At 40.1% G+C, this 18,628-nt stretch carries 14 protein-coding genes, 21 tRNA genes and 1 riboswitch; of the genes, 3 read left to right on the top strand and 32 right to left on the bottom strand.

Going from position 1 to position 18,628, the window contains the following annotated elements; translation table 11 throughout:
- Window positions 1–271: 271 nt before the first annotated feature.
- The 4 genes from liaG to ACE38V_RS20330 form a co-directional block, all read right to left on the bottom strand.
- A complete protein-coding gene (liaG, locus tag ACE38V_RS20345; protein ID WP_375844188.1) occupies window positions 272–1,129 on the bottom strand; it encodes a LiaG family protein in 858 nt (285 codons plus the stop codon).
- A gap of 199 nt (window positions 1,130–1,328) precedes the next feature.
- A complete protein-coding gene (locus ACE38V_RS20340; protein ID WP_375844186.1) occupies window positions 1,329–2,237 on the bottom strand; it encodes an HD domain-containing phosphohydrolase in 909 nt (302 codons plus the stop codon).
- 40 nt (window positions 2,238–2,277) lie between these two features.
- Complete coding sequence (locus ACE38V_RS20335) at window positions 2,278–2,847, bottom strand: hypothetical protein (protein WP_375844184.1); 570 nt, start codon at window positions 2,845–2,847, stop codon at window positions 2,278–2,280.
- A gap of 123 nt (window positions 2,848–2,970) precedes the next feature.
- Window positions 2,971–4,164, bottom strand: coding sequence for a sensor domain-containing diguanylate cyclase (locus ACE38V_RS20330; RefSeq protein WP_375844182.1), 1,194 nt, complete (start codon window positions 4,162–4,164; stop codon window positions 2,971–2,973).
- A gap of 201 nt (window positions 4,165–4,365) precedes the next feature.
- Window positions 4,366–4,448, top strand: a riboswitch (cyclic di-GMP riboswitch).
- A 20-nt stretch (window positions 4,449–4,468) separates the two neighbouring features.
- Between ACE38V_RS20330 and ACE38V_RS20325 the strand changes: the two genes are divergently transcribed.
- Window positions 4,469–5,197 (top strand): hypothetical protein, encoded by a 729-nt coding sequence (locus tag ACE38V_RS20325; protein ID WP_375844180.1) that lies wholly within the window; start codon window positions 4,469–4,471, stop codon window positions 5,195–5,197.
- Between the two features lie 181 nt (window positions 5,198–5,378).
- Here ACE38V_RS20325 and ACE38V_RS20320 read toward each other — a convergent pair whose 3' ends face one another.
- Window positions 5,379–5,555 carry a hypothetical protein gene (locus tag ACE38V_RS20320; protein ID WP_375844178.1) on the bottom strand — a complete coding sequence of 59 codons (177 nt, stop codon included), beginning with the start codon at window positions 5,553–5,555 and terminating at the stop codon, window positions 5,379–5,381.
- Window positions 5,556–5,671: 116 nt separating this feature from the next.
- On the opposite strand from ACE38V_RS20320, the gene ACE38V_RS20315 reads away from it, so the two are divergent.
- Window positions 5,672–6,610: an SDR family oxidoreductase gene (locus ACE38V_RS20315; RefSeq protein ID WP_375844176.1), complete on the top strand. Its 939-nt coding sequence runs from the start codon at window positions 5,672–5,674 to the stop codon at window positions 6,608–6,610.
- Between the two features lie 341 nt (window positions 6,611–6,951).
- Here ACE38V_RS20315 and ACE38V_RS20310 read toward each other — a convergent pair whose 3' ends face one another.
- From ACE38V_RS20310 to ACE38V_RS20285, 6 genes are all read right to left on the bottom strand, one after another.
- Window positions 6,952–8,265: an MFS transporter gene (locus ACE38V_RS20310; RefSeq protein WP_375844175.1), complete on the bottom strand. Its 1,314-nt coding sequence runs from the start codon at window positions 8,263–8,265 to the stop codon at window positions 6,952–6,954.
- A 133-nt stretch (window positions 8,266–8,398) separates the two neighbouring features.
- Window positions 8,399–8,713, bottom strand: a complete 315-nt coding sequence (rhaM, locus tag ACE38V_RS20305) for an L-rhamnose mutarotase (RefSeq protein WP_375844173.1) — start codon at window positions 8,711–8,713, stop codon at window positions 8,399–8,401.
- A 21-nt stretch (window positions 8,714–8,734) separates the two neighbouring features.
- Window positions 8,735–9,577: a rhamnulose-1-phosphate aldolase gene (gene rhaD / locus ACE38V_RS20300; protein ID WP_375844172.1), complete on the bottom strand. Its 843-nt coding sequence runs from the start codon at window positions 9,575–9,577 to the stop codon at window positions 8,735–8,737.
- A 12-nt stretch (window positions 9,578–9,589) separates the two neighbouring features.
- On the bottom strand, window positions 9,590–10,852 hold the full coding sequence (gene rhaA, locus ACE38V_RS20295; protein WP_375844170.1) for an L-rhamnose isomerase: 1,263 nt from the start codon (window positions 10,850–10,852) through the stop codon (window positions 9,590–9,592).
- Window positions 10,849–12,294 carry a rhamnulokinase gene (rhaB, locus tag ACE38V_RS20290; RefSeq protein WP_375844167.1) on the bottom strand — a complete coding sequence of 482 codons (1,446 nt, stop codon included), beginning with the start codon at window positions 12,292–12,294 and terminating at the stop codon, window positions 10,849–10,851. The genes rhaA and rhaB overlap by 4 nt, the downstream gene beginning before the upstream one ends.
- A 216-nt stretch (window positions 12,295–12,510) precedes the next feature.
- Entirely contained in the window at window positions 12,511–13,662 is a 1,152-nt protein-coding gene (locus ACE38V_RS20285; protein ID WP_375844165.1) for an iron-containing alcohol dehydrogenase, read from the bottom strand.
- Window positions 13,663–13,954: 292 nt separating this feature from the next.
- Between ACE38V_RS20285 and ACE38V_RS20280 the strand changes: the two genes are divergently transcribed.
- Window positions 13,955–14,710: a DeoR/GlpR family DNA-binding transcription regulator gene (locus tag ACE38V_RS20280; protein ID WP_375844163.1), complete on the top strand. Its 756-nt coding sequence runs from the start codon at window positions 13,955–13,957 to the stop codon at window positions 14,708–14,710.
- A gap of 572 nt (window positions 14,711–15,282) precedes the next feature.
- On the opposite strand, the gene ACE38V_RS20275 is transcribed toward ACE38V_RS20280, so the two are convergent.
- From ACE38V_RS20275 to ACE38V_RS20175, 21 genes are all read right to left on the bottom strand, one after another.
- Window positions 15,283–15,356 (bottom strand) — tRNA-Arg (locus tag ACE38V_RS20275).
- Between the two features lie 58 nt (window positions 15,357–15,414).
- Window positions 15,415–15,489, bottom strand: a tRNA-Asn gene (locus ACE38V_RS20270).
- A gap of 157 nt (window positions 15,490–15,646) precedes the next feature.
- Window positions 15,647–15,723, bottom strand: a tRNA-Ile gene (locus ACE38V_RS20265).
- A gap of 5 nt (window positions 15,724–15,728) precedes the next feature.
- Window positions 15,729–15,802 (bottom strand) — tRNA-Gly (locus ACE38V_RS20260).
- A 13-nt stretch (window positions 15,803–15,815) separates the two neighbouring features.
- Window positions 15,816–15,889 (bottom strand) — tRNA-Cys (locus tag ACE38V_RS20255).
- Between the two features lie 12 nt (window positions 15,890–15,901).
- Window positions 15,902–15,976, bottom strand: a tRNA-Gln gene (locus ACE38V_RS20250).
- Between the two features lie 484 nt (window positions 15,977–16,460).
- Window positions 16,461–16,536, bottom strand: a tRNA-His gene (locus tag ACE38V_RS20245).
- A 14-nt stretch (window positions 16,537–16,550) separates the two neighbouring features.
- Window positions 16,551–16,624 (bottom strand) — tRNA-Trp (locus ACE38V_RS20240).
- Between the two features lie 13 nt (window positions 16,625–16,637).
- Window positions 16,638–16,721: transfer RNA gene (locus tag ACE38V_RS20235), tRNA-Tyr, on the bottom strand.
- A 13-nt stretch (window positions 16,722–16,734) separates the two neighbouring features.
- Window positions 16,735–16,807: transfer RNA gene (locus tag ACE38V_RS20230), tRNA-Phe, on the bottom strand.
- A gap of 316 nt (window positions 16,808–17,123) precedes the next feature.
- Window positions 17,124–17,200: transfer RNA gene (locus ACE38V_RS20225), tRNA-Asp, on the bottom strand.
- A gap of 7 nt (window positions 17,201–17,207) precedes the next feature.
- Window positions 17,208–17,281: transfer RNA gene (locus tag ACE38V_RS20220), tRNA-Met, on the bottom strand.
- A 178-nt stretch (window positions 17,282–17,459) separates the two neighbouring features.
- Window positions 17,460–17,552 (bottom strand) — tRNA-Ser (locus ACE38V_RS20215).
- 17 nt (window positions 17,553–17,569) lie between these two features.
- Window positions 17,570–17,646, bottom strand: a tRNA-Met gene (locus tag ACE38V_RS20210).
- Window positions 17,647–17,671: 25 nt separating this feature from the next.
- Window positions 17,672–17,745: transfer RNA gene (locus tag ACE38V_RS20205), tRNA-Pro, on the bottom strand.
- A 7-nt stretch (window positions 17,746–17,752) separates the two neighbouring features.
- A tRNA-Arg gene (locus tag ACE38V_RS20200) sits at window positions 17,753–17,826 on the bottom strand.
- A gap of 16 nt (window positions 17,827–17,842) precedes the next feature.
- Window positions 17,843–17,931 (bottom strand) — tRNA-Leu (locus ACE38V_RS20195).
- A gap of 6 nt (window positions 17,932–17,937) precedes the next feature.
- Window positions 17,938–18,012 (bottom strand) — tRNA-Gly (locus tag ACE38V_RS20190).
- A gap of 5 nt (window positions 18,013–18,017) precedes the next feature.
- Window positions 18,018–18,093 (bottom strand) — tRNA-Lys (locus ACE38V_RS20185).
- 169 nt (window positions 18,094–18,262) lie between these two features.
- Window positions 18,263–18,338, bottom strand: a tRNA-Thr gene (locus ACE38V_RS20180).
- Between the two features lie 173 nt (window positions 18,339–18,511).
- Window positions 18,512–18,587, bottom strand: a tRNA-Val gene (locus ACE38V_RS20175).
- Window positions 18,588–18,628: the final 41 nt, after the last annotated feature.

Below are 18,628 nucleotides of genomic sequence, written 5' to 3'. Positions count from 1 at the left end.
CAACCTGAATTTTTCGCGAGTATTTCATCTTTTTCGCGAGTATTTTTCCGAGGTCGCGAATAAAAAAGGCGTTCGCGAATAAATTGGCTATTTTCGCGAATAAATTTTGAAAATCGCGAATAAACCTTGGATTTTCGCGAATAAATTTCTTTTTTCGCGAGAAAACATGGCACATGCCCCTCATCTGATACCTAAGCACCCATCATTAAGAGAGAAAATGCACAAAAATACCTAGCCCCCATGTAAAATCGGGAACTAGGTATAAGGAAAATTAATAAACTTTCACGTTTCCGCTTGAGACGGTGATGTTAACAGCATGCTTTCCAGATCCGTACTCTCCATGGAAGCGGTGATTTTCGATTTTTTCATTCTTTAATGGAAAATCACATGAGATATTGCCAGAGCTTGCTTTGCCGTCGATGGTAAAGTCGGCTTTGTCAGGTAAATCTAGTTTGATGGAGCCTGAGCTCGCATGAATATTAACAGAATCAGTTAATTTGTCCATTTGTACATTCATTTGCCCAGAGGATAAATCGCCTTTTAATTCTCCTGTGAAATGATTTAGGCGAACGCTTCCTGAGCTCACGTCGATATCACTTTTTTCAGAATCAAGATGGTTCACGACAAGACTACCGGATGAACCGTTATGTGAAAATTCAGCTACATTTAGGTTATTGAGGGTGACGCTACCTGAACCCATATCTAATTTAAAGTCATCGAATGTCATTGGATGATTCTTTGATTGACCTGAGAATGTCAATTGACCGGAGCCTAATTGGACATGCATATCTTTCTGGAAATCTTTAGGGATATAAACCGTTAACTTCGTGCTGCCAAAGAAGGAAAACCATTGGAACCATGGACGTTTGTAAGTTACTTGGATTTTGTCGCCCATTTTTTTCACGACCACTTTCCCTTTTCCATCTAAATCGGCTTTCACACTGTCTCGGTTATCAGGAATAATGCTTGTTTTCGCCCCGAATGCTTGCACATCAATAAGATCAATGTGGTTGCTTACTGTCGCTTCGGCTTTTCCTCCCCAGAAGGGATTTAGGGTGTGATTACTGACAAATTGAAACACAATATATGTGCCAATTAATATGAAAAAAATCACTAATATCTTCTTCAAAGGAATGACCCACTTTCTTCTTAAATTTCTGTCTTACCTTATAATGCTATTGTAATAAATAAACAGACAGAAATCATTGTTCCTCAGAATGAATTCCTTCTACGACCTGAGGCCGAGAGAGTTTTGGGTACAATAATAGCCCTGCAGAATAGCAACTCTACAAGGCTTAAAAAATATATGAATTATTCACTCATCTATCCTAGTTTATAATACCTTCTTCTTTTAATACTTCTTCAAAAGTTTGGACGACTTTTGGTTCATATTGAATTCCAGACAGACGATTAAGTTCATCTATTGCGAATTGAGGGGAAAGTGCTTTTCGATAGGCACGATCATCAGTCATAGCGTCATAAGTATCGCAGACGGCAATAATCTTTGCTTCTAAAGTAATCTCATTGCCTTTTAGTCCAAATGGGTAACCTGAGCCATCGATTCGTTCATGATGCTGCTCGATTATCTCTGCTAAATAGCTATAACTTGTCTTTCTCACCATGTCTGCTCCATCGCCAGGATGTTTTTTGATTAAATCAAATTCGTCTTTTGTCAACTTGCCTGGTTTATTTAAAATTTCTACAGGTACATTGATCTTTCCGATATCGTGAAGTTCAGCAGCCCTGTTTAATTTATTAGCAGTCGCCGTATCCAATTTTAATTTTTTTGCCACCTTCATGGAATATACCGCCACTCGTTCACTATGATTGAAAGTATATCGATCCCTCGATTCTACTTTTTTAATCAAATCATTTAAATTTCTGTGATCTTCACTTAGTTGATGAAAGGTCGGTTCAGTGATAATCCATAAATATGTGACATCTGTTTTGGCTTTAAAAAACTCAGGACTTTTTAAACCTTTTACTGTAAAATAATCGTGAGCCTTAAGGATTTGCTTTTCCCCGTTTCCTTCATACTCAATTTCACCGCTTAAAATATAAACAAACTCATATGTTTCAGGATCCTCACTAGGATATACGTAAAACATTTTGTCTTTAAAAACAGTTTGATACATAATATCCACACCATTTTCCCGACCAAGAAGACTGAGTTCGTTGGAAAATTGACGTACTATATCTATATTCGTGCCTCTTTTGAATAAATTTAACCCACTCACGGATTTATTCTCCTTATGTTGTCTCAAAAGCAGCTAGCATTTAACTTCCGACTATAGCGATCGGATCAATCCAAATCCACTTATGCGCAATCTTCACAAGCTTCCAATCGCAAGCGGCTGTTACTCCGAGTTCAGCTGCTTTTTGGATGGTTTCAGCTGTCATTTGTTTGGTTTTTGCATCTAGGTCCGCAATGAGTTGGTTTAGATCTTGATTGAATTGAGCTGTTACTTTGGCGAAGTAGGATGATTGTTCGCTTAGCTTGCTTTCCACTTCTGCGACTTTTTTATCGATGGACTCTATGCTTGCTCTGAGTTCAGCTGCTTTTTGTTCATCTGTTGTGTTTAAAAGTTGATTTTCTAATTTCGTTTGTTCTAATCTCAATGAATAAATTTGATCAGAACCTTTAACTAATAAAATCTGATGGAAATAGAGGTTTTGTAGCTTGTTTGCTTTTTCCACGGTTTTGTCGATTTCCTTATCAATATTTGCGTTTGTTTTTTCTATTAATTTGAGTGCTTGTTCAGTATCCTTGTTTTCTGCTGCAAAGGCATGAGATGAAATGCCAAATAGAAACAAGAAAGAAAATAATAGAACGATCCCTTTTTTCATCTTTTCTCCTCCAATTATAGTACTTTTCTCTCCTATAATCTTTGATGTTATAAATATACGTTTTTTCTCATTATATACTATTGTTTCTCTATTTTTCTACAAATATCACTTTTTCCAATCCGTCTATTCATTTTCGGCATAAAGAACTAGCTGAACATTTCTTCCTAGGCTTTTTGATCTATACAGAGCCTTATCTGCCTTTCTTTTCAACACTTCTTCGGTTCTTCCGTCCTTAGGATAATTTGACGCCCCAGCGCTAAAGGATACTTTAATCTCTTTTCCAGAAACAGAAACTCCATGATTGCATAAATATTCTTCCAATTGCTTAATAAGGTGATTAATTTTTTCTAGAGAAGAATTGGCCACGATTAGCATAAATTCATCTCCAGCATAACGATAGCCTTTAATATCCTCATCACATAAACTTTTCATTCCTTGAGCTAACTCGATTAAATAGTTGTCTCCTGCTTCATGCCCAAAATGATCATTGATCTCTTTTAAATTATCTGAATCGATCATGATTAAGGCAAGCGGTGTGTCTTGTTGCAAAGCCATGGAAAAATCTTTATGAAATGCACGGAAATTTCCTAGTCCCGTCATTTCATCCATTAACGACATTTCATATATTTTTTTATATAATCTTGCCGTTTCAATGGAGCTTAAGACTTGATTGCCAATAATGAGAAGCAGTTCTTCATGCTCTTTCCGATAGGCGAACTCCTCATGACATTGAGCAGAGATGACTCCCTTTACCTGGTCATCAATAATTAATGGGACAAAAATACAGGTATTACTGACATCTCGACCTACCACTGCATAATCGGGACCTAAATCTTTTTGAGTTGTTGTATGAAGGGTTTTTCTGCTTTTGATTACTCTTGAGGTCATGTTGCTATTATCAACTTGTAAAGGGTTCGGTCTGTATTCAGTCCCTTCATCGACTAAGAAAGGAATATGGATGAGTTGTTCTTGTTCATTATATAGCGCGAAGTAAAAAGCATCAGTGGGCATAACGAGCGATACAAGCTCATAGGCCTTCCTTAGCAGAACATCTTCATTTAAGGTCTTTGCACAGGCTTGAGCGAAGTCTGCTAAAATTCGCAGGTGATTATTCATCCAATTGAGAGATTCTATTTTCTGATTAATCGAAACGACACGCTCTCCCAGCTCATGTATGCCATCAATTCCTGCCGCTTCTGTTTTCTCTTTCAAATGGATCAGTTCAGGATGGTTGGCAGAGAAGTTCACTCTTTCAATATCAGTTAAAATACGATTAAAGCTTGTAATCATTACTTGATTCAATTTCTTACCTTTCATATAATCCACATCCGAAATATTGAATATTCTGACGATAAGATCGTTACTATATTTAGATAATTTTATCATAAAAGGGAATACTCGTGGGGAGTTTTTTTATGGTAGGTTTAGGCAATAGAAAAAGTGAGTTAATAGTCATTTTTCCTTAAAATTTATGGGTCTTTTATCCCTTTTCTCGACAAAAAAGATAGAGTATGATGAGTGTCTAAAAGGTACAATCAGGGAAATCTGGTGTCACAAAGCTATGGGGCTAAGGGAACTTCCTATGCCAGCCAGCTGCCGTTACCAAAAAGGAGGAAAGGTAATGAAATCGACAAAAGGTTACAAAATTTTATCAAGTGCTTTTGCCCTATCTTTAATCTTGGGGACAACCTCTATTGCAAGTGCCAAATCGGTTGACCATGGCAAACAGCCGGTGAAAGTAACGCAATCTCACAAAACTACGGGTGACCAAAAGAAGAACGAAGCAAGCAGCAAGCAAGTAGAAAAGAAAAAGGTTAAGATTCAATCAAAGGTTGGTAAATCAGTAGAAAAACGATTAATTACTTCTGAAACAAGTATTCAGAAAATTACCAAATCAATCAATACCTATTTTCAAGTGAACGATGAAGGAACAGCTGAAAAGGATTTATCCAAATCACTTGCTAATTCCAAATACAATAGCTACAAAGGTAAGCTGAAAGCAGAAATCAACAAGCTAAAAGCTATTGATAAACAGCTTTCCAGCTATAAGAAAAAATATAAATCTTCTACTGCAGAGTTTGATGCCCTAGCAGCAAAATCAAAAGAGCTTCAAACATTGGCGGCAGATGAAATCGAAAGAGTGAAGCTTCTTGCAAAACAAGCTTCTACTCCGGAAACAACAACTCCTGAGACAGGAACAACACCAGATACAGGGACTACGACTCCGGAATCTGGAACAACTACTCCTGAAACAGGGACAACCACACCTGAAACGGGGATAACCACTCCGGATGATGGAACGTCAATCGATAATGGAACAGATAATTCCACTGAAGCAGTGAACTCATAAGAAAAAAGCGGCAAGCGGAATCCAATAGAATGGATGATGCTTGTCGCTTTTTTCTCTTAGATCCTGCGAGCATACCCTCTCCGCATGAAATGCACATTTCTATAAATGCTAGGTCTTCCTTTTTATTTTTTGAGTTAAATTTCATAAAAAAACACCACCCAAGCGAGTGGTGACCCCATACTTAAATAACCGGATAATATTGTTCATATTTCGGGTGACAATAAAACGGCGGCCTTTTTCCAATCGTGGGGAGCAAAAACGGCTGAGGATTGGAGTTGTATAAAACCGCCACCTTTTCATTCGAGTAATTCATTAATAATGCATGAACTTCAGGGCTATAATATTCGTAATTCTGCATTCTTCTTACCTCCTTATCACCTTACTTTATTCATACTTAGTATTTAAGGTGCCAGGCACCCTATTCGAATATTCACATACTGTAACCAAGAGGAAATTTACGAGGAGGATGATCGTATGTCCGAAGTGAATGAAAATAATCAGCAGGATCGAGATTATCAAGAGTACCCGATGCATCCGAATTACGGAAAAATTACGATATATGAAGATGTTGCCATCACTGTTCCTGAGCAGAGACAGCTGCGTCAGCCTGGTGTCGAAGGGGTGATGGTTCCAAGACCAATTATAGAAAATCCTCATTATCAGGGAACAGAGAAGCTTCGCGGAAAGGTTGCACTCATAACTGGTGGGGATAGTGGCATGGGAGCAGCCGCTGCGATTGCTTTTGCCAAGGAGGGCGCTGATGTCGCAATTGCCTATTTAGATGAACATGAGGACGCCAACCGAACGAAAAATCGGATTGAAGAGTTCGGGCAAAGATGCTTATTATTGCCTGGTGACTTACGGGAAAAAGAACAATGTATTCATATCGTTGAAAAAACCGGGCAAACCTTTGGTCATCTTGAGATTCTCTGTAATCATGTAGGTATCCAGTTCCACCAGCTAAGCCTGCTTGACATAAGTGATGAGCAGTTTGATGATACCTTCAAGGTGAATATCTACTCTCATTTTTACACCACACGTGCCGCACTCCCTTATCTCAAAGCCGGCAGCTCAATTATTAATACAGCCTCGGTCGTCGCGTTCTACGGAAATGATCAGTTGATTGATTACACTGCAACTAAAGCCGCCATTGTTGGCTTCACGCGAGCTCTCGCCAATAATCTTGTAAAGGATGGAATTCGTGTCAATGCGATTGCCCCTGGACGATTTTGGACCCCGCTTATTCCATCAAGCTTTTCTCCAGACCAAGTCACCCTTGCTGGAAATCCCATGGATCGCCAAGGCCAGCCATTTGAAATAGCCCCCACTTTCGTTTACCTCGCCTCAGATGATTCCCGATTCGTCACCGGGCAAACACTGCATGTAAATGGCGGGCAAGTGATGTCATCATGAAAAAGGACATTGGCTTCGGTCTTTGTCTTTTTTTGTTTTGGGGGATTCGATAGCGTGTGCAACTTTTGATGTGCAATTCTTTATGAAACGCTGTTTTAGCAAAGCTTGTTGTTTTTTCGAACTGAATTCATTTTAATTTTTTACGGAGGGCTTTTGAATTGGACTTAATTGTTTTGAAATTTGGTCAAAAAAGGGAATGAACCTGATTATCGTGGATTTTGTTCGCGAAAACAGCCAATTTATTTACAATCGCCCTTTTTACTCGTAAAAACGACCAATCAAAAAGAAAGCAAGGGCACGATCTCCCTTACTTTCCCATCCTTATTTCAAAGGACATATCCTTACTCCCCGGCTACCATTTTCTCGGGCTCACCATTTGATCCAAAGCGCTCTTCTTCAATTTCTTTTAATGTCTTGCCTTTTGTATTTGGCGCTAAGAGAATTCCGATGATACTATGAATGACAAGGAAGGTGATCATCACAATACCAGCAACTTTAAATCCTAGTGAGTCCATGACTGTTGGTAATAGGAATGACCAAATGGCGATACCGAAACGGACTAAGAAGTACATAAGACCTTGTGCGCCTGCGCGATATCTGGTTGGGAACAATTCGCTTGCCCATAGCCCATAGAATGCTTGAGCGCCAAAGCCGGCTGCGCTTCCCCAAAGGATGACGAATGCGAATAGGGAGAACCAATTCATTCCGGCGAAGGTTAAGATTAACCAAGCGGCAACACCCATGACCGCTCCTAATCCGAATAGGAAACGACGGCTATATTTGTCTGCAAGTTTCATAAAGACTACGTAGGTGGTTAAAACGGTTAAGCCCCATAAAAATGCTTGTAAGAGATTTGCTTGTGTATTCGTTAAACCACCGACATTTTCATAAATATAAGGCATAAAATATCCCATGGCTCCAGCTGTTAAATTCCAGAAAAGATAGATTCCGATTAAAAGGAAAAGTGCTTCACGATTCGGTTTGAGGCTGAATAATTGTTTGATCGTACCTTGGGATGCTTTTCCTGCTTTTCTTGCTCTTTCTTCCTTTTCTTTTCCTTCTTTCCAAATAGCAGATTCTGATAAACCTTGACGAATATACCAGGTAATGAATGCAATTACTAATAAATGAAGAAAAATAATTCGGCTTCCTAATAAACCTAGTGGTGCTAATAAAACAGCGAGAATAAATGTAATCATTGGACCAATGGACCAAGCTAATTGTGCGGTGCCGACGTGGGCTGCCCGCTTATCTGAAGGAGCCTCTTCCGCTATATAGGTCCATGAAGCCGGTACACCTGCTCCTACTGAAATTCCAGTGATAATCGTACCGATTAAGAGCATCGGGAAATTGACAGATAGGGCGATTAAAAGGACACCAGCCATATAGGCAAGCAAATCATAAGCATAAATAAATTTCCGCCCATATTTATCACACAAATGACCACCAAATAAAGCTCCAATCGCAGCTCCAAAGGCATTTGCACTTAAAGCACTTAACAATCCAATAGCGGTACTATCTAAATGAAGATAGGTTTGCCAAAGCGTTAAGCTACTTGCAGCTGCAATGATCGACCCTGCTTCGATATAGTTTGCCATCGCGACAGAAATTGTAGCTTTCCACCCAGTAGTTTTTTTACTTCCAAACTTAGCCATTTCTTATCCTCCTAATAATGATAATGGTGATCCTGAATAAAACTATCAGAAAGCGGTTTCAATCTTTTGTCTAATAACTGTTGTATTTAACCTTTTCTGCCCGCCCTACTATATAGGGCGGATAGATAGGAAATTAAGCTAGATAAAACACATCTTTTAAATCAATCGAAACAGGGCTATTGTCCGGGTTGGTTTCCATAATGGGCTCCATATAAGCCCACCACTTTTTGCAAATATCAGTATCAGCCATTTGGGCGTATTTTTCTTCATCTTCTACCTCTAAGTAGGCAAATAGGCGGCCTGTTTCTTCATCAAGGAAAATGGAATAATTGTGCGCGCCGTGGGTCTTTAACTCTGTGACCATTTCCGGCCAAATTTCATTATGACGCTTTTTGTATTCCTCATAGCAATCTTTGTAGACAAACATAATGCTCGCTTTTCGAATCACTTTTGCTCCCCCCAAGGAATGTTAGTTTGTTACTTTGCTAATTGCGAGAATTCCTTCTCTTGGAACGACTCCAAATGCATCTGCCAAGTCCTGTAATTGTTGATCGGTAATCGTTTGCTTCACCTCTCCTTGAGCACAGACAATCGTATAAATTTGGGCCGCTTTTTCTGCGGTTTCAATTAAGCCAAAGGTTTCATCCATGCTGGTTCCCGCTCCGAAGATTCCGTGATGTGGCCAGATTACTAGGCGAACATCCCGCATTTTTTTCGCCGTTATCTCTCCAATCGCATCAGTGCCTGGCACCATCCAAGGAACCACACCAACGCCTTCCGGGAAAACGACGATGCATTCTGTTGACATTTGCCATAGGGTTTTGGAAAAGATACGCTCATCTAATGAATGTGTATAGGTCATGCCAATAATATTGCTAGCGTGACAATGGATAATGATTCGATGGTTCGGATCCACCTTTAAACGTTCAATATGTCCCATCAAATGAGAAGGTAGCTCGCTCGTTGGCGTGCCCCCATCTTCAAAGCCCCACAAAACATCAACTGACTGACCATCATCTGTTACGCGAATTAAACCTAGATTAATAGATGGCGCATCGATCACATTTTTAAAATACTTTCCGGAACCGGTGACAATAAAGTATTTTCCTGCTAATGCAGATCCATCAAATTTGGTTGGCAAGGTTCTTTTTACTTCATGAATATCAAGATAAGGTGTTACCTCTTCCTCTTTTAATAGATAGCTAATATTTCCTCCGTTGCGCTCATCCCAGCCCAAGCGGTAAAGATTTGCGGTTGTTTTAGCCATTTCTTGAATGAATGGCGCTGTTAGAATATCTCGTTTTTCGCTCATTTTCATTACCCCTTAGTTTCTGTTTCGCAAAACTTCTTCTTCATATTTTCTTACCTGAGCTAACCAATCTTCCCGAACCGGAACTCCGAGGGAAGCGCAGTAGTAATCCCAAATGGCTCCAAATGGATAGCTTTTGAATTCCTCTCTAAGGGCAAGTCGTGTTGTGAAATCCCCTTTTAATTCAATCTCCTTCAGCTGCTCAATTGGCTCCAAGTATGCCTTGAGCAATGCTTTAATCATATTGCGTGCCCCGATTACCCATGCAGCGACACGATTGATGCTCGCGTCGAAGAAATCAAGACCAATATGAGTTTTATCTAAAAGATTATTAACAACAAGTTCTTTTGCAATTTCCTGAAGCTCATCATCTAGAATCACGACATGGTCACTATCCCAGCGAACCGGGCGACTGACATGTAGAAGCATACCTTTACTAAATAAGGAAATAGCAGATAATTTATTGGATACCACTTCGGTTGGATGGAAGTGCCCGGCATCTAAGCAGATGAGCTTATCTCGAGTAAGCCCATATCCCATGTAAAATTCATGAGAACCAACCACATAAGCTTCAGAACCAATGCCAAATACCTTACTTTCGATGGCATCAAGGTTGTACTCCGAATCGATTTCCTCTTTAAAAATTTCATCTAAAGATTCTTCTAATCTCTTTCTAGGAGCAAGTCGATCAACGGGATTATCCTTGTAGCCATCTGGAATCCAGACATTTGTCACACAGGTTTGGCCAGTTTCTCTTCCAAAGTATTCGCCGATTTTGCGTGAACGTTTGCAATGCTCAATCCAGAAATCCCGGATTTCCTTATTCGGATGACTGAGGGTAAAACCGTCTTCTGATTTTGGATGGGAGAAAAGAGTGGGGTTGAAGTCAAGACCAAGTCCCTGTTCTTTTGCCCAAGTGACCCATTTTTCGAAATGACGTGGTTCAATTTCGTTGTAATCAATTTTTTCATCGGTATCGACATAGATTGCATGTAAATTCAACTTATGTTTTCCTGGTATAAGGGAGTAAGCTTTTTCAAGATCCTGACGAAGCTCCTCTGGTGTCCTTGCTACTCCTGGATAATTTCCTGTTACAGAAATCCCGCCAGTCAGTTCTTGATCCTTATTAATAAAACCTCGAACATCATCCCCTTGCCAGCAATGCATGGAAATCTTAATATCCTTTAATTGATTGATCACATCATCCGTATTAATTCCATGCTTGGCATATAGTTTTTTTGCTGCTTCATAAGCCTCTTGAATTTCAGGTGTCATCATTTCGTCGTTACCTCCTTGAATTGTTCCATGATGGTTTGTTGATGAAGATGGTTTGGTGTGTATTTTTTTATTTCAAATGAATCTCTTATAAGCTGGCGGGCGGCCTGCAAATCTTCTATTTCTTTCATTGCGATCATCTGCATAACAAGATTTCCAATCGCAGTTGCCTCTGTTGGTCCGGCATAAACGGTTTTACCGCTGAAATCTGCCGTCAGCTGATTAAGGTATTCATTGTAGGCACCTCCGCCAACGATATGAAGCTGATCGATTCTTTTGCCTGTAATCTGCTGTAATTCCTCCATCGCAATCGCATAAATAATTGCTAGATTATTATAAATGCAGTAAGCCAATTCGCCGGCTGTTTCAGGCACCTGTTGATTTGTTTCGCAACAATAGCTTTGAATTTCTTCGATCATATTAGCTGGATTCAAAAACCTCTTATCGTTAAAATTAATGTAAGGAAAAGCTCCATTTTCTTTTTTTGCCTCTTCCACAAATTGACCGAAATTATAATCTTTCTTTAAAAAGCGCCTTACTTCTTGGATAATCCACATTCCGATAATGTTTTTAAGGAAGCGGATCGTGTGAAAAGCGCCCCACTCGTTGGTGTAATTGTTTTTCAAAGCAAGATTGCTGACAACAGGAACCTCGCTTTCTATTCCTAACAAAGACCATGTTCCGCTGCTTAAGTAAGCCCAATTGTCTCCAAAACCAGGAGTTCCGATAACAGCAGATGCGGTATCATGAGTCGCTACCGTAATGACTGTACATTTTGGAAGATCAAAAGTAGGAAACCATTCTCTTCTTACCTCTCCCAATTCTGTTCCTGGCTCCGTCAGTTCTGGAAACTGCTCTTTCTTGACGGAAAGGAGTTGGAGCAGCTCCTCATCAAATGATTTTGTTTCTAGATTTAACAGCTGTGTGGTTGATGCATTTGTTTTTTCCGCGACAGGCCGGCCCGTTAAACAAAAGGCTAAGAAATCTGGCACCATCAAGATATATTGCGCATCTTTCAGCTTTTCCTTCTCTTCTTCATACAATTGATAAAGGGTGTTAAATGGCTGAAATTGGATTCCTGTTTTTTGATATATTTTTTCTTTTGGCATCTGTTTGATGATTTTTTCAATTGTATCTTTTGTTCGACTATCACGATAGGATACGACTTCACGTAACCGCTTTCTTTCATGCCCAACTAAAACATAATCAACTGCCCATGTATCGATTCCAACTGTGCATGTCTCAATTCCTAGGGACTTCACCTTTTCAAGTCCTTTTAATATTTCATTCAGTAAATGATCAATATCCCAGTAACAAGTTCCACTGATATCCATAAAACCGTTTGCAAATCGATGAATTTCTTTTATTTCTAATTGAGCATTCTTCATTTCCCCTAAAACTAAGCGTCCACTGGATGCTCCAATATCGACGGCAATATATGTCACTAGATCACCACTTCCTCTGAGAACTAACATTTCTTTGTTTTCAACAACATAATACAACATAAACAAAGATAAAACAACATTATTTTTTGTTTTTTCTTTGAACATTTTGTTTCTAATGAATGAATTCCACAAAAGTCGGATAATTTTATCAAAAAACAGCTCATCTGTTGAAAATCACAACAGATGAGCAGAATGTTCAACATTCAAGTTGTTTTCTTAGATAATTTCTTTAAACATTTCAATGACTTCTTCTTTTGTAGGTTGGAATGGATTTCCCGGTGCACAGGCATCTAGCAATGCATTTTCAGCGAGCTTGTCCAAATTCACTTCGTTTACGCCTAATTCAGAAAGGACAGATGGAATTCCTACTTCTTTAGACAGTCCTTTGATCGCTTCAATAACAGCATCCGCACATTGTTCATCGGTCTTGTCCGCAACCTCTATTCCAATCGCTTTGGCAATCGCTCTAAATTTCACGGGATTCCGTTTCGCATTTTCCTGTTCCACAATTGGCAAAAGCATTGCGTTGCAAACCCCATGAGGTAAGTCGTACATTCCGCCTAATTGATGGGCCATCGCATGAACAAACCCTAAACCAGCATTATTAAACGCCACTCCACCTAGAAACATCACATAGGCCATTTGTTCACGAGCCTCAATATCATGCCCATCCTTCACCGCTCTTGGAAGATAATTAAAAATGATTTCAACCGCTGATAACGCCATCGCGTCTGTAACCGTATAAGCACCTGGTGTCACAATCGCTTCAATTGCATGGGTCAACGCGTCCATTCCTGTTGCGGCTGTTAAATCAGCTGGTTTGCCTATCATTAATTCCGGATCATTTACAGAAATTGTTACTAAGCTGTTTTTATCAACCATCACCATTTTGACACTGCGCTCTTCATCCGTAATAACATAATTGATGGTAAATTCGCTGGATGTTCCTGCTGTTGTATTGATTGCTACAATCGGTACAGATTTATTCTTGGTTTTATTGACCCCTTCATAATCTCGAATATCTCCACCGTTTGTAATGTAAAGACCAATGGCTTTGGCTGTGTCCTGTGGGGAGCCTCCACCAATCGATACTAATAATTCACATTGATTTTCCTTATAGATATCAACACCAGTATAGACTGTGCTTGTTGATGGATTTGGTTTCACATCATCATACACCACATAGTCAATCTCGGCTTCCTTTAAAACCGAAATAACTCTATCCGCAATTCCACTTTTCATCAAAAATTTATCTGTTACCACTAATGCCTTTTTCTTGCCAATATCTTTGATAAACGGTCCAACTTCAGCTAAACATCCTCTTCCCATAAGGTTTGTGCTTGGTACAAATAGAACATGTCCACTCATTAAGATCAGCCTCCAAATCATATTGTTTTGATTATTTATTGCTCAATGATTCACAAATAATGATAAAAAAAAGGAAAAAACATCTTTTTTATTGCCTAACTAAATAATAAATTTTGATTATTTGAAAGTCAACAAAAACATACATGATTTTCTTTGTTCATGTTGTATTTTCACCATATCTTCTCATTTTCTTGTTGTTTTTATTTGTTTTTCCAAGTACACTAGTACAAAAACCACATTTTTTGCTATAATAATGATATAGTACTCAACTCATCTGAGGGGGAATTCTACCGTGTTACCTATTGAAAGACGGCAAAGAGTCATAGAGATTATTCAAATAGATAAAAGAGTGTTGGTTTCCGATTTAAGCAAGCGCTTTAATGTAACAGAGGAAACCATTAGAAGAGATTTAGAAAAACTTGAAAAAGAAGGACTCGTTACTCGAACTTATGGAGGAGCGATCATTAATCAACACACCAATGAGGACCTTCCCTTTGTTGCAAGAAGTGACCAAAATTTACAAACAAAGCAGGAAATTGCCCAAAAAGCACTCAATTATATTAGCGATCATGACTCCCTATTTGTTGATTCGAGTTCCACTTGCTACGAATTAGTCAAATTGCTAACCGAAAAACAAAACATCACAATCATAACGAATTCAGTCAAGATATTAAATGAAATAAACAGCGATAAGCTGCGCATCATTTCAACTGGTGGAATACTGCGGCCACATTCCTTTTCCCTTGTCGGCTCCATTCCCCAAGAAACCGTACATAAATACAATACCGACTTAGCTATCATCAGCTGCAAAGGTATTGATAAAGAAAAAGACATAACTGACTCAAACGAACCTGACTCAGAGCTAAAAAAAGCCATGATCTATCAAGCCGGAAAAACCATGCTGCTATTAGACCACACCAAATTTGACAACATCGCCTTTGTCAGCTTTATGTCATTTAAGGAAATCGATTACCTCGTCACGGATCAAAAACCTACTGATGAGTGGATTAAGTATTTACATGATCAAAATGTAACGGTGATTTATTGAGTTAACTGATTTTTGCGGCGAGTGTTGAATGTAGAGGAGATCGATTTTTGAGAATAGTGGAGGGTGCTCACGAATATTTTTTCAAAATCGCGAATATAAAAGACAGTCGCGAATAAATTGGTCATTTTCGCGAATAAATTTAAAAAGTCGCGAATAAACCTTGGATTTTCGCGAATAAATTTGGGAAGTCGCGAATAATCAAGATCACGCCTCCTTTTGAATGATAATAATGCCACTTTTCCGCGGGCATTTCTAATTTTTTGTGCATATTTTAGTAGTTTCGCGAGCATTTTATAGAAAACGAGGGTACTTTTTTCAAAATCTCATATAAAAAGATGACCGCGAATAAACGGAGTACCAAACCTAACTTTATATTTTCTAAATCATAAAGTTTACTTGTTTATTCTTTTTAAAGATCTCCCGACCAAATAAAAAAAGAGAAGTTGGACAGCCAGTTTAGGCCATTCCACTTCTCCTTTTAGTATCACACTTTAGTTGTATAATTTAAAATCGGATCATCCAAATAAAAAGAGAATACCAAAAAGCTTTTTGCCTTGGGTACCCTCTTGTTACGCGCCTTAGAGGATTCGAACCTCTGACCGTACGCTTAGAAGGCGTATGCTCTATCCAGCTGAGCTAAAGGCGCATTAGATATGTATGGAGAATAACGGAATTTTTCCAAAACCATTACCCTAATATATAAATGGCTCCGCAGGTAGGATTCGAACCTACGACCGTTCGGTTAACAGCCGAATGCTCTACCACTGAGCTACTGCGGAATAATAAGTTTTCATTCCTAAATCTCAGAAAGCTTTGCCGAATGTCCTCATCTCAGAAAGCTTATCCAAGTAGTGGCTCGATGAGTACAACTCGAAGCATATTCATCGGAGAGATGCTCGTTGCTCTACCACTGAGCTACTGCGAAATAAAATAATATGGTGGGCCTAAATGGACTCGAACCATCGACCTCACGCTTATCAGGCGTGCGCTCTAACCAGCTGAGCTATAGGCCCCTAAATGGAGCGGGTGATGAGAATCGAACTCACGACAACAGCTTGGAAGGCTGTAGTTTTACCACTAAACTACACCCGCATTATGATAAAAATGGAGGCAGCAACCGGATTTGAACCGGTGGTGAAGGTTTTGCAGACCTCTGCCTTACCACTTGGCTATGCTGCCTTATTATAAAATTGGCTGGGCTAGCAGGATTCGAACCTACGCATGACGGAGTCAAAGTCCGTTGCCTTACCGCTTGGCTATAGCCCACTGAAGAATCTCCATGAAATTACTCCCTCGAGTAAGCATCATGAATATGCACCGCAGAAACATTTAATTGCAAATGAATATGCTGCATCGAATTACTTCTGTAGTTAAATGTTTCGACATTCCCTTAATACAACCACAAAATCCATTCAAGAATATTTCTTAAACAAAATCATATGCGTAAACAATACTTGCAACTGAATATACTACCTTGAACTACTCCTGTAGTTAAATATGTCGACACACCCTTATTTAAACCACAAAAAACATTCAAGAGTATTTCTTAAAAACAAAACTACCTGCGTAAAGAATCATTGCAAATGAAAAAGTTTCTTTGAATTACTTCTGTAATTAATGTTTCGACATTCCCCTAAACTGCATAAATAAACCAGAGGGACAAAACAACTTCTACAGAAAATTCCTCAACATTCCACATTCTATCACAAAAACACAATCATAAACAACCCAATGTCGTAATTTCTAAAAATGGGGCGATTGATGGGAATCGAACCCACGAGTGTCGGAACCACAATCCGATGCGTTAACCACTTCGCCACAACCGCCATCATTATTTAATTGGCAGGGGCAGTAGGAATCGAACCCACACTGGAGGTTTTGGAGACCTCTGTTCTACCGTTAAACTATGCCCCTATATGGACATTAATGGTGGAGGGGGACGGATTCGAACCGCCGAACCCATGGGAGCGGATTTACAGTCCGCCGCGTTTAGCCACTTCGCTACCCCTCCAAATGAAAAAAGATGGCTCAGGACGGAATCGAACCGCCGACACAAGGATTTTCAGTCCTTTGCTCTACCGACTGAGCTACTGAGCCATATAAATATATTCACCTACAGAGAATCTCACTTCGTCCTTCACACAAAACTCAGGAAGTCAATTCAAGTAGCCGTTCGTTTTGTGCGCTGAAGCTTTTGCTTCGCAGCTTATTCGGTCGTGCTCTACCGACTGAGCTACTGAGCCATATATATATTCACCTACAGAGAATTCTTCTTCGTCCTTCGCCCAAAACTCAGAAAGCCTATTCAAGATGTCTTTCGTTTTGTGCGCTGTTGTTTTTGCTTCGTAGCTTATTCGATCGTGCTCTACCGACTGAGCTACTAAGCCATATTCTTACCTATAGAAGATAAAAATGGCGGTCCGGACGGGACTCGAACCCGCGACCTCCTGCGTGACAGGCAGGCATTCTAACCAACTGAACTACCGGACCATTGCGATTGCGGAGGCAGGATTTGAACCTGCGACCTTCGGGTTATGAGCCCGACGAGCTACCAGACTGCTCCACCCCGCGATAATAATAATAATAATAATAATAATAATAATAATATATAAAGTTTAGTTAATGCATTTTGTTTGTGCATGACTGTCCCAATCTCAGAAAGCTTACTCAAGTTGTGGATCAATCGGTACAACTCGCAGATTGTTCATTGGAGTAACGCTCGTTGCTCCATCCGCGATGACATATAAAATGGAGGAGGAAGAGGGATTCGAACCCCCGCGCGGTTTAACCCGCCTGTCGGTTTTCAAGACCGATCCCTTCAGCCAGACTTGGGTATTCCTCCAAAAAACATATGAAAAATGGTAGCGGCAGAGGGGATCGAACCCCCGACCTCACGGGTATGAACCGTACGCTCTAGCCAGCTGAGCTACGCCGCCAAAACTTATAGTATGTCTCTACAAATCGGGAAGACAGGATTCGAACCTGCGACCCCTTGGTCCCAAACCAAGTGCTCTACCAAGCTGAGCTACTTCCCGAAATAAACGCGCCCAGTAGGAGTCGAACCCGCAACCTTCTGATCCGTAGTCAGACGCTCTATCCAATTGAGCTATGGGCGCATTATTAATTTAAAAGTGGTGCCGAGGACCGGAATCGAACCGGTACGGTAGTCACCTACCGCAGGATTTTAAGTCCTGTGCGTCTGCCAGTTCCGCCACCCCGGCATTACTTGGAGCGGAAGACGGGGTTCGAACCCGCGACCCTCACCTTGGCAAGGTGATGTTCTACCACTGAACTACTTCCGCAAATATGGTGAGCCATGAAGGACTCGAACCTTCGACCCTCTGATTAAAAGTCAGATGCTCTACCTACTGAGCTAATGGCTCTCAATTTTATTTTGCTTATTAATTTAGTTCTATTCTTAATCTATGGCATCTACGACGTCCGCATTTCAGATAGCTTATTCATGAAGCAGTTCATTGCGTACTCTGAGGCCTATACAAGAAGCTTATTCGGTCGTGCTCTACCGACTGAGCTAATGGCTCTCTATTTTAGTGGTGCCGGCCAGAGGACTTGAACCCCCAACCTACTGATTACAAGTCAGTTGCTCTACCAATTGAGCTAGGCCGGCATATATTTTCGTAAAAATAATTATTTTCAGCAACGCAATTTGTTATCGTCATCCTGATCTCAGTAAGCCTATTCAAGTAGCAGCTCGATCAGTATGCTGATGTTCCTCAAAGAAGCTTTTCGGTCGTGCTCTACCAATTGTGCTAGGCCGGCTTGCTTGTCTGATTAGATAAATGGTGGAGGATGACGGGCTCGAACCGCCGACCCTCTGCTTGTAAGGCAGATGCTCTCCCAGCTGAGCTAATCCTCCAAAGCACAAGACGCGCTAGTATAGCGTCGCGACAGGCCGTC

The organism is Cytobacillus sp. Hz8, from assembly GCF_042263505.1.
Taxonomy (GTDB): Bacteria; Bacillota; Bacilli; order Bacillales; family Cytobacillaceae; genus Bacillus_BE.
This window is presented reverse-complemented; position numbering and strand designations above follow the sequence as displayed.

Coding starts and splice junctions, on each gene's coding strand:
- ACE38V_RS20335 (WP_375844184.1), bottom strand. CDS start 2,847: ATGAAAAAAGGGATCGTTCTATTATTTTCTTTCTTGTTTCTATTTGGC.
- ACE38V_RS20330 (WP_375844182.1), bottom strand. CDS start 4,164: ATGAAAGGTAAGAAATTGAATCAAGTAATGATTACAAGCTTTAATCGT.
- ACE38V_RS20325 (WP_375844180.1), top strand. CDS start 4,469: ATGAAATCGACAAAAGGTTACAAAATTTTATCAAGTGCTTTTGCCCTA.
- ACE38V_RS20320 (WP_375844178.1), bottom strand. CDS start 5,555: ATGCAGAATTACGAATATTATAGCCCTGAAGTTCATGCATTATTAATG.
- ACE38V_RS20315 (WP_375844176.1), top strand. CDS start 5,672: ATGTCCGAAGTGAATGAAAATAATCAGCAGGATCGAGATTATCAAGAG.
- ACE38V_RS20310 (WP_375844175.1), bottom strand. CDS start 8,265: ATGGCTAAGTTTGGAAGTAAAAAAACTACTGGGTGGAAAGCTACAATT.
- rhaD (WP_375844172.1), bottom strand. CDS start 9,577: ATGAGCGAAAAACGAGATATTCTAACAGCGCCATTCATTCAAGAAATG.
- rhaA (WP_375844170.1), bottom strand. CDS start 10,852: ATGATGACACCTGAAATTCAAGAGGCTTATGAAGCAGCAAAAAAACTA.
- ACE38V_RS20285 (WP_375844165.1), bottom strand. CDS start 13,662: ATGAGTGGACATGTTCTATTTGTACCAAGCACAAACCTTATGGGAAGA.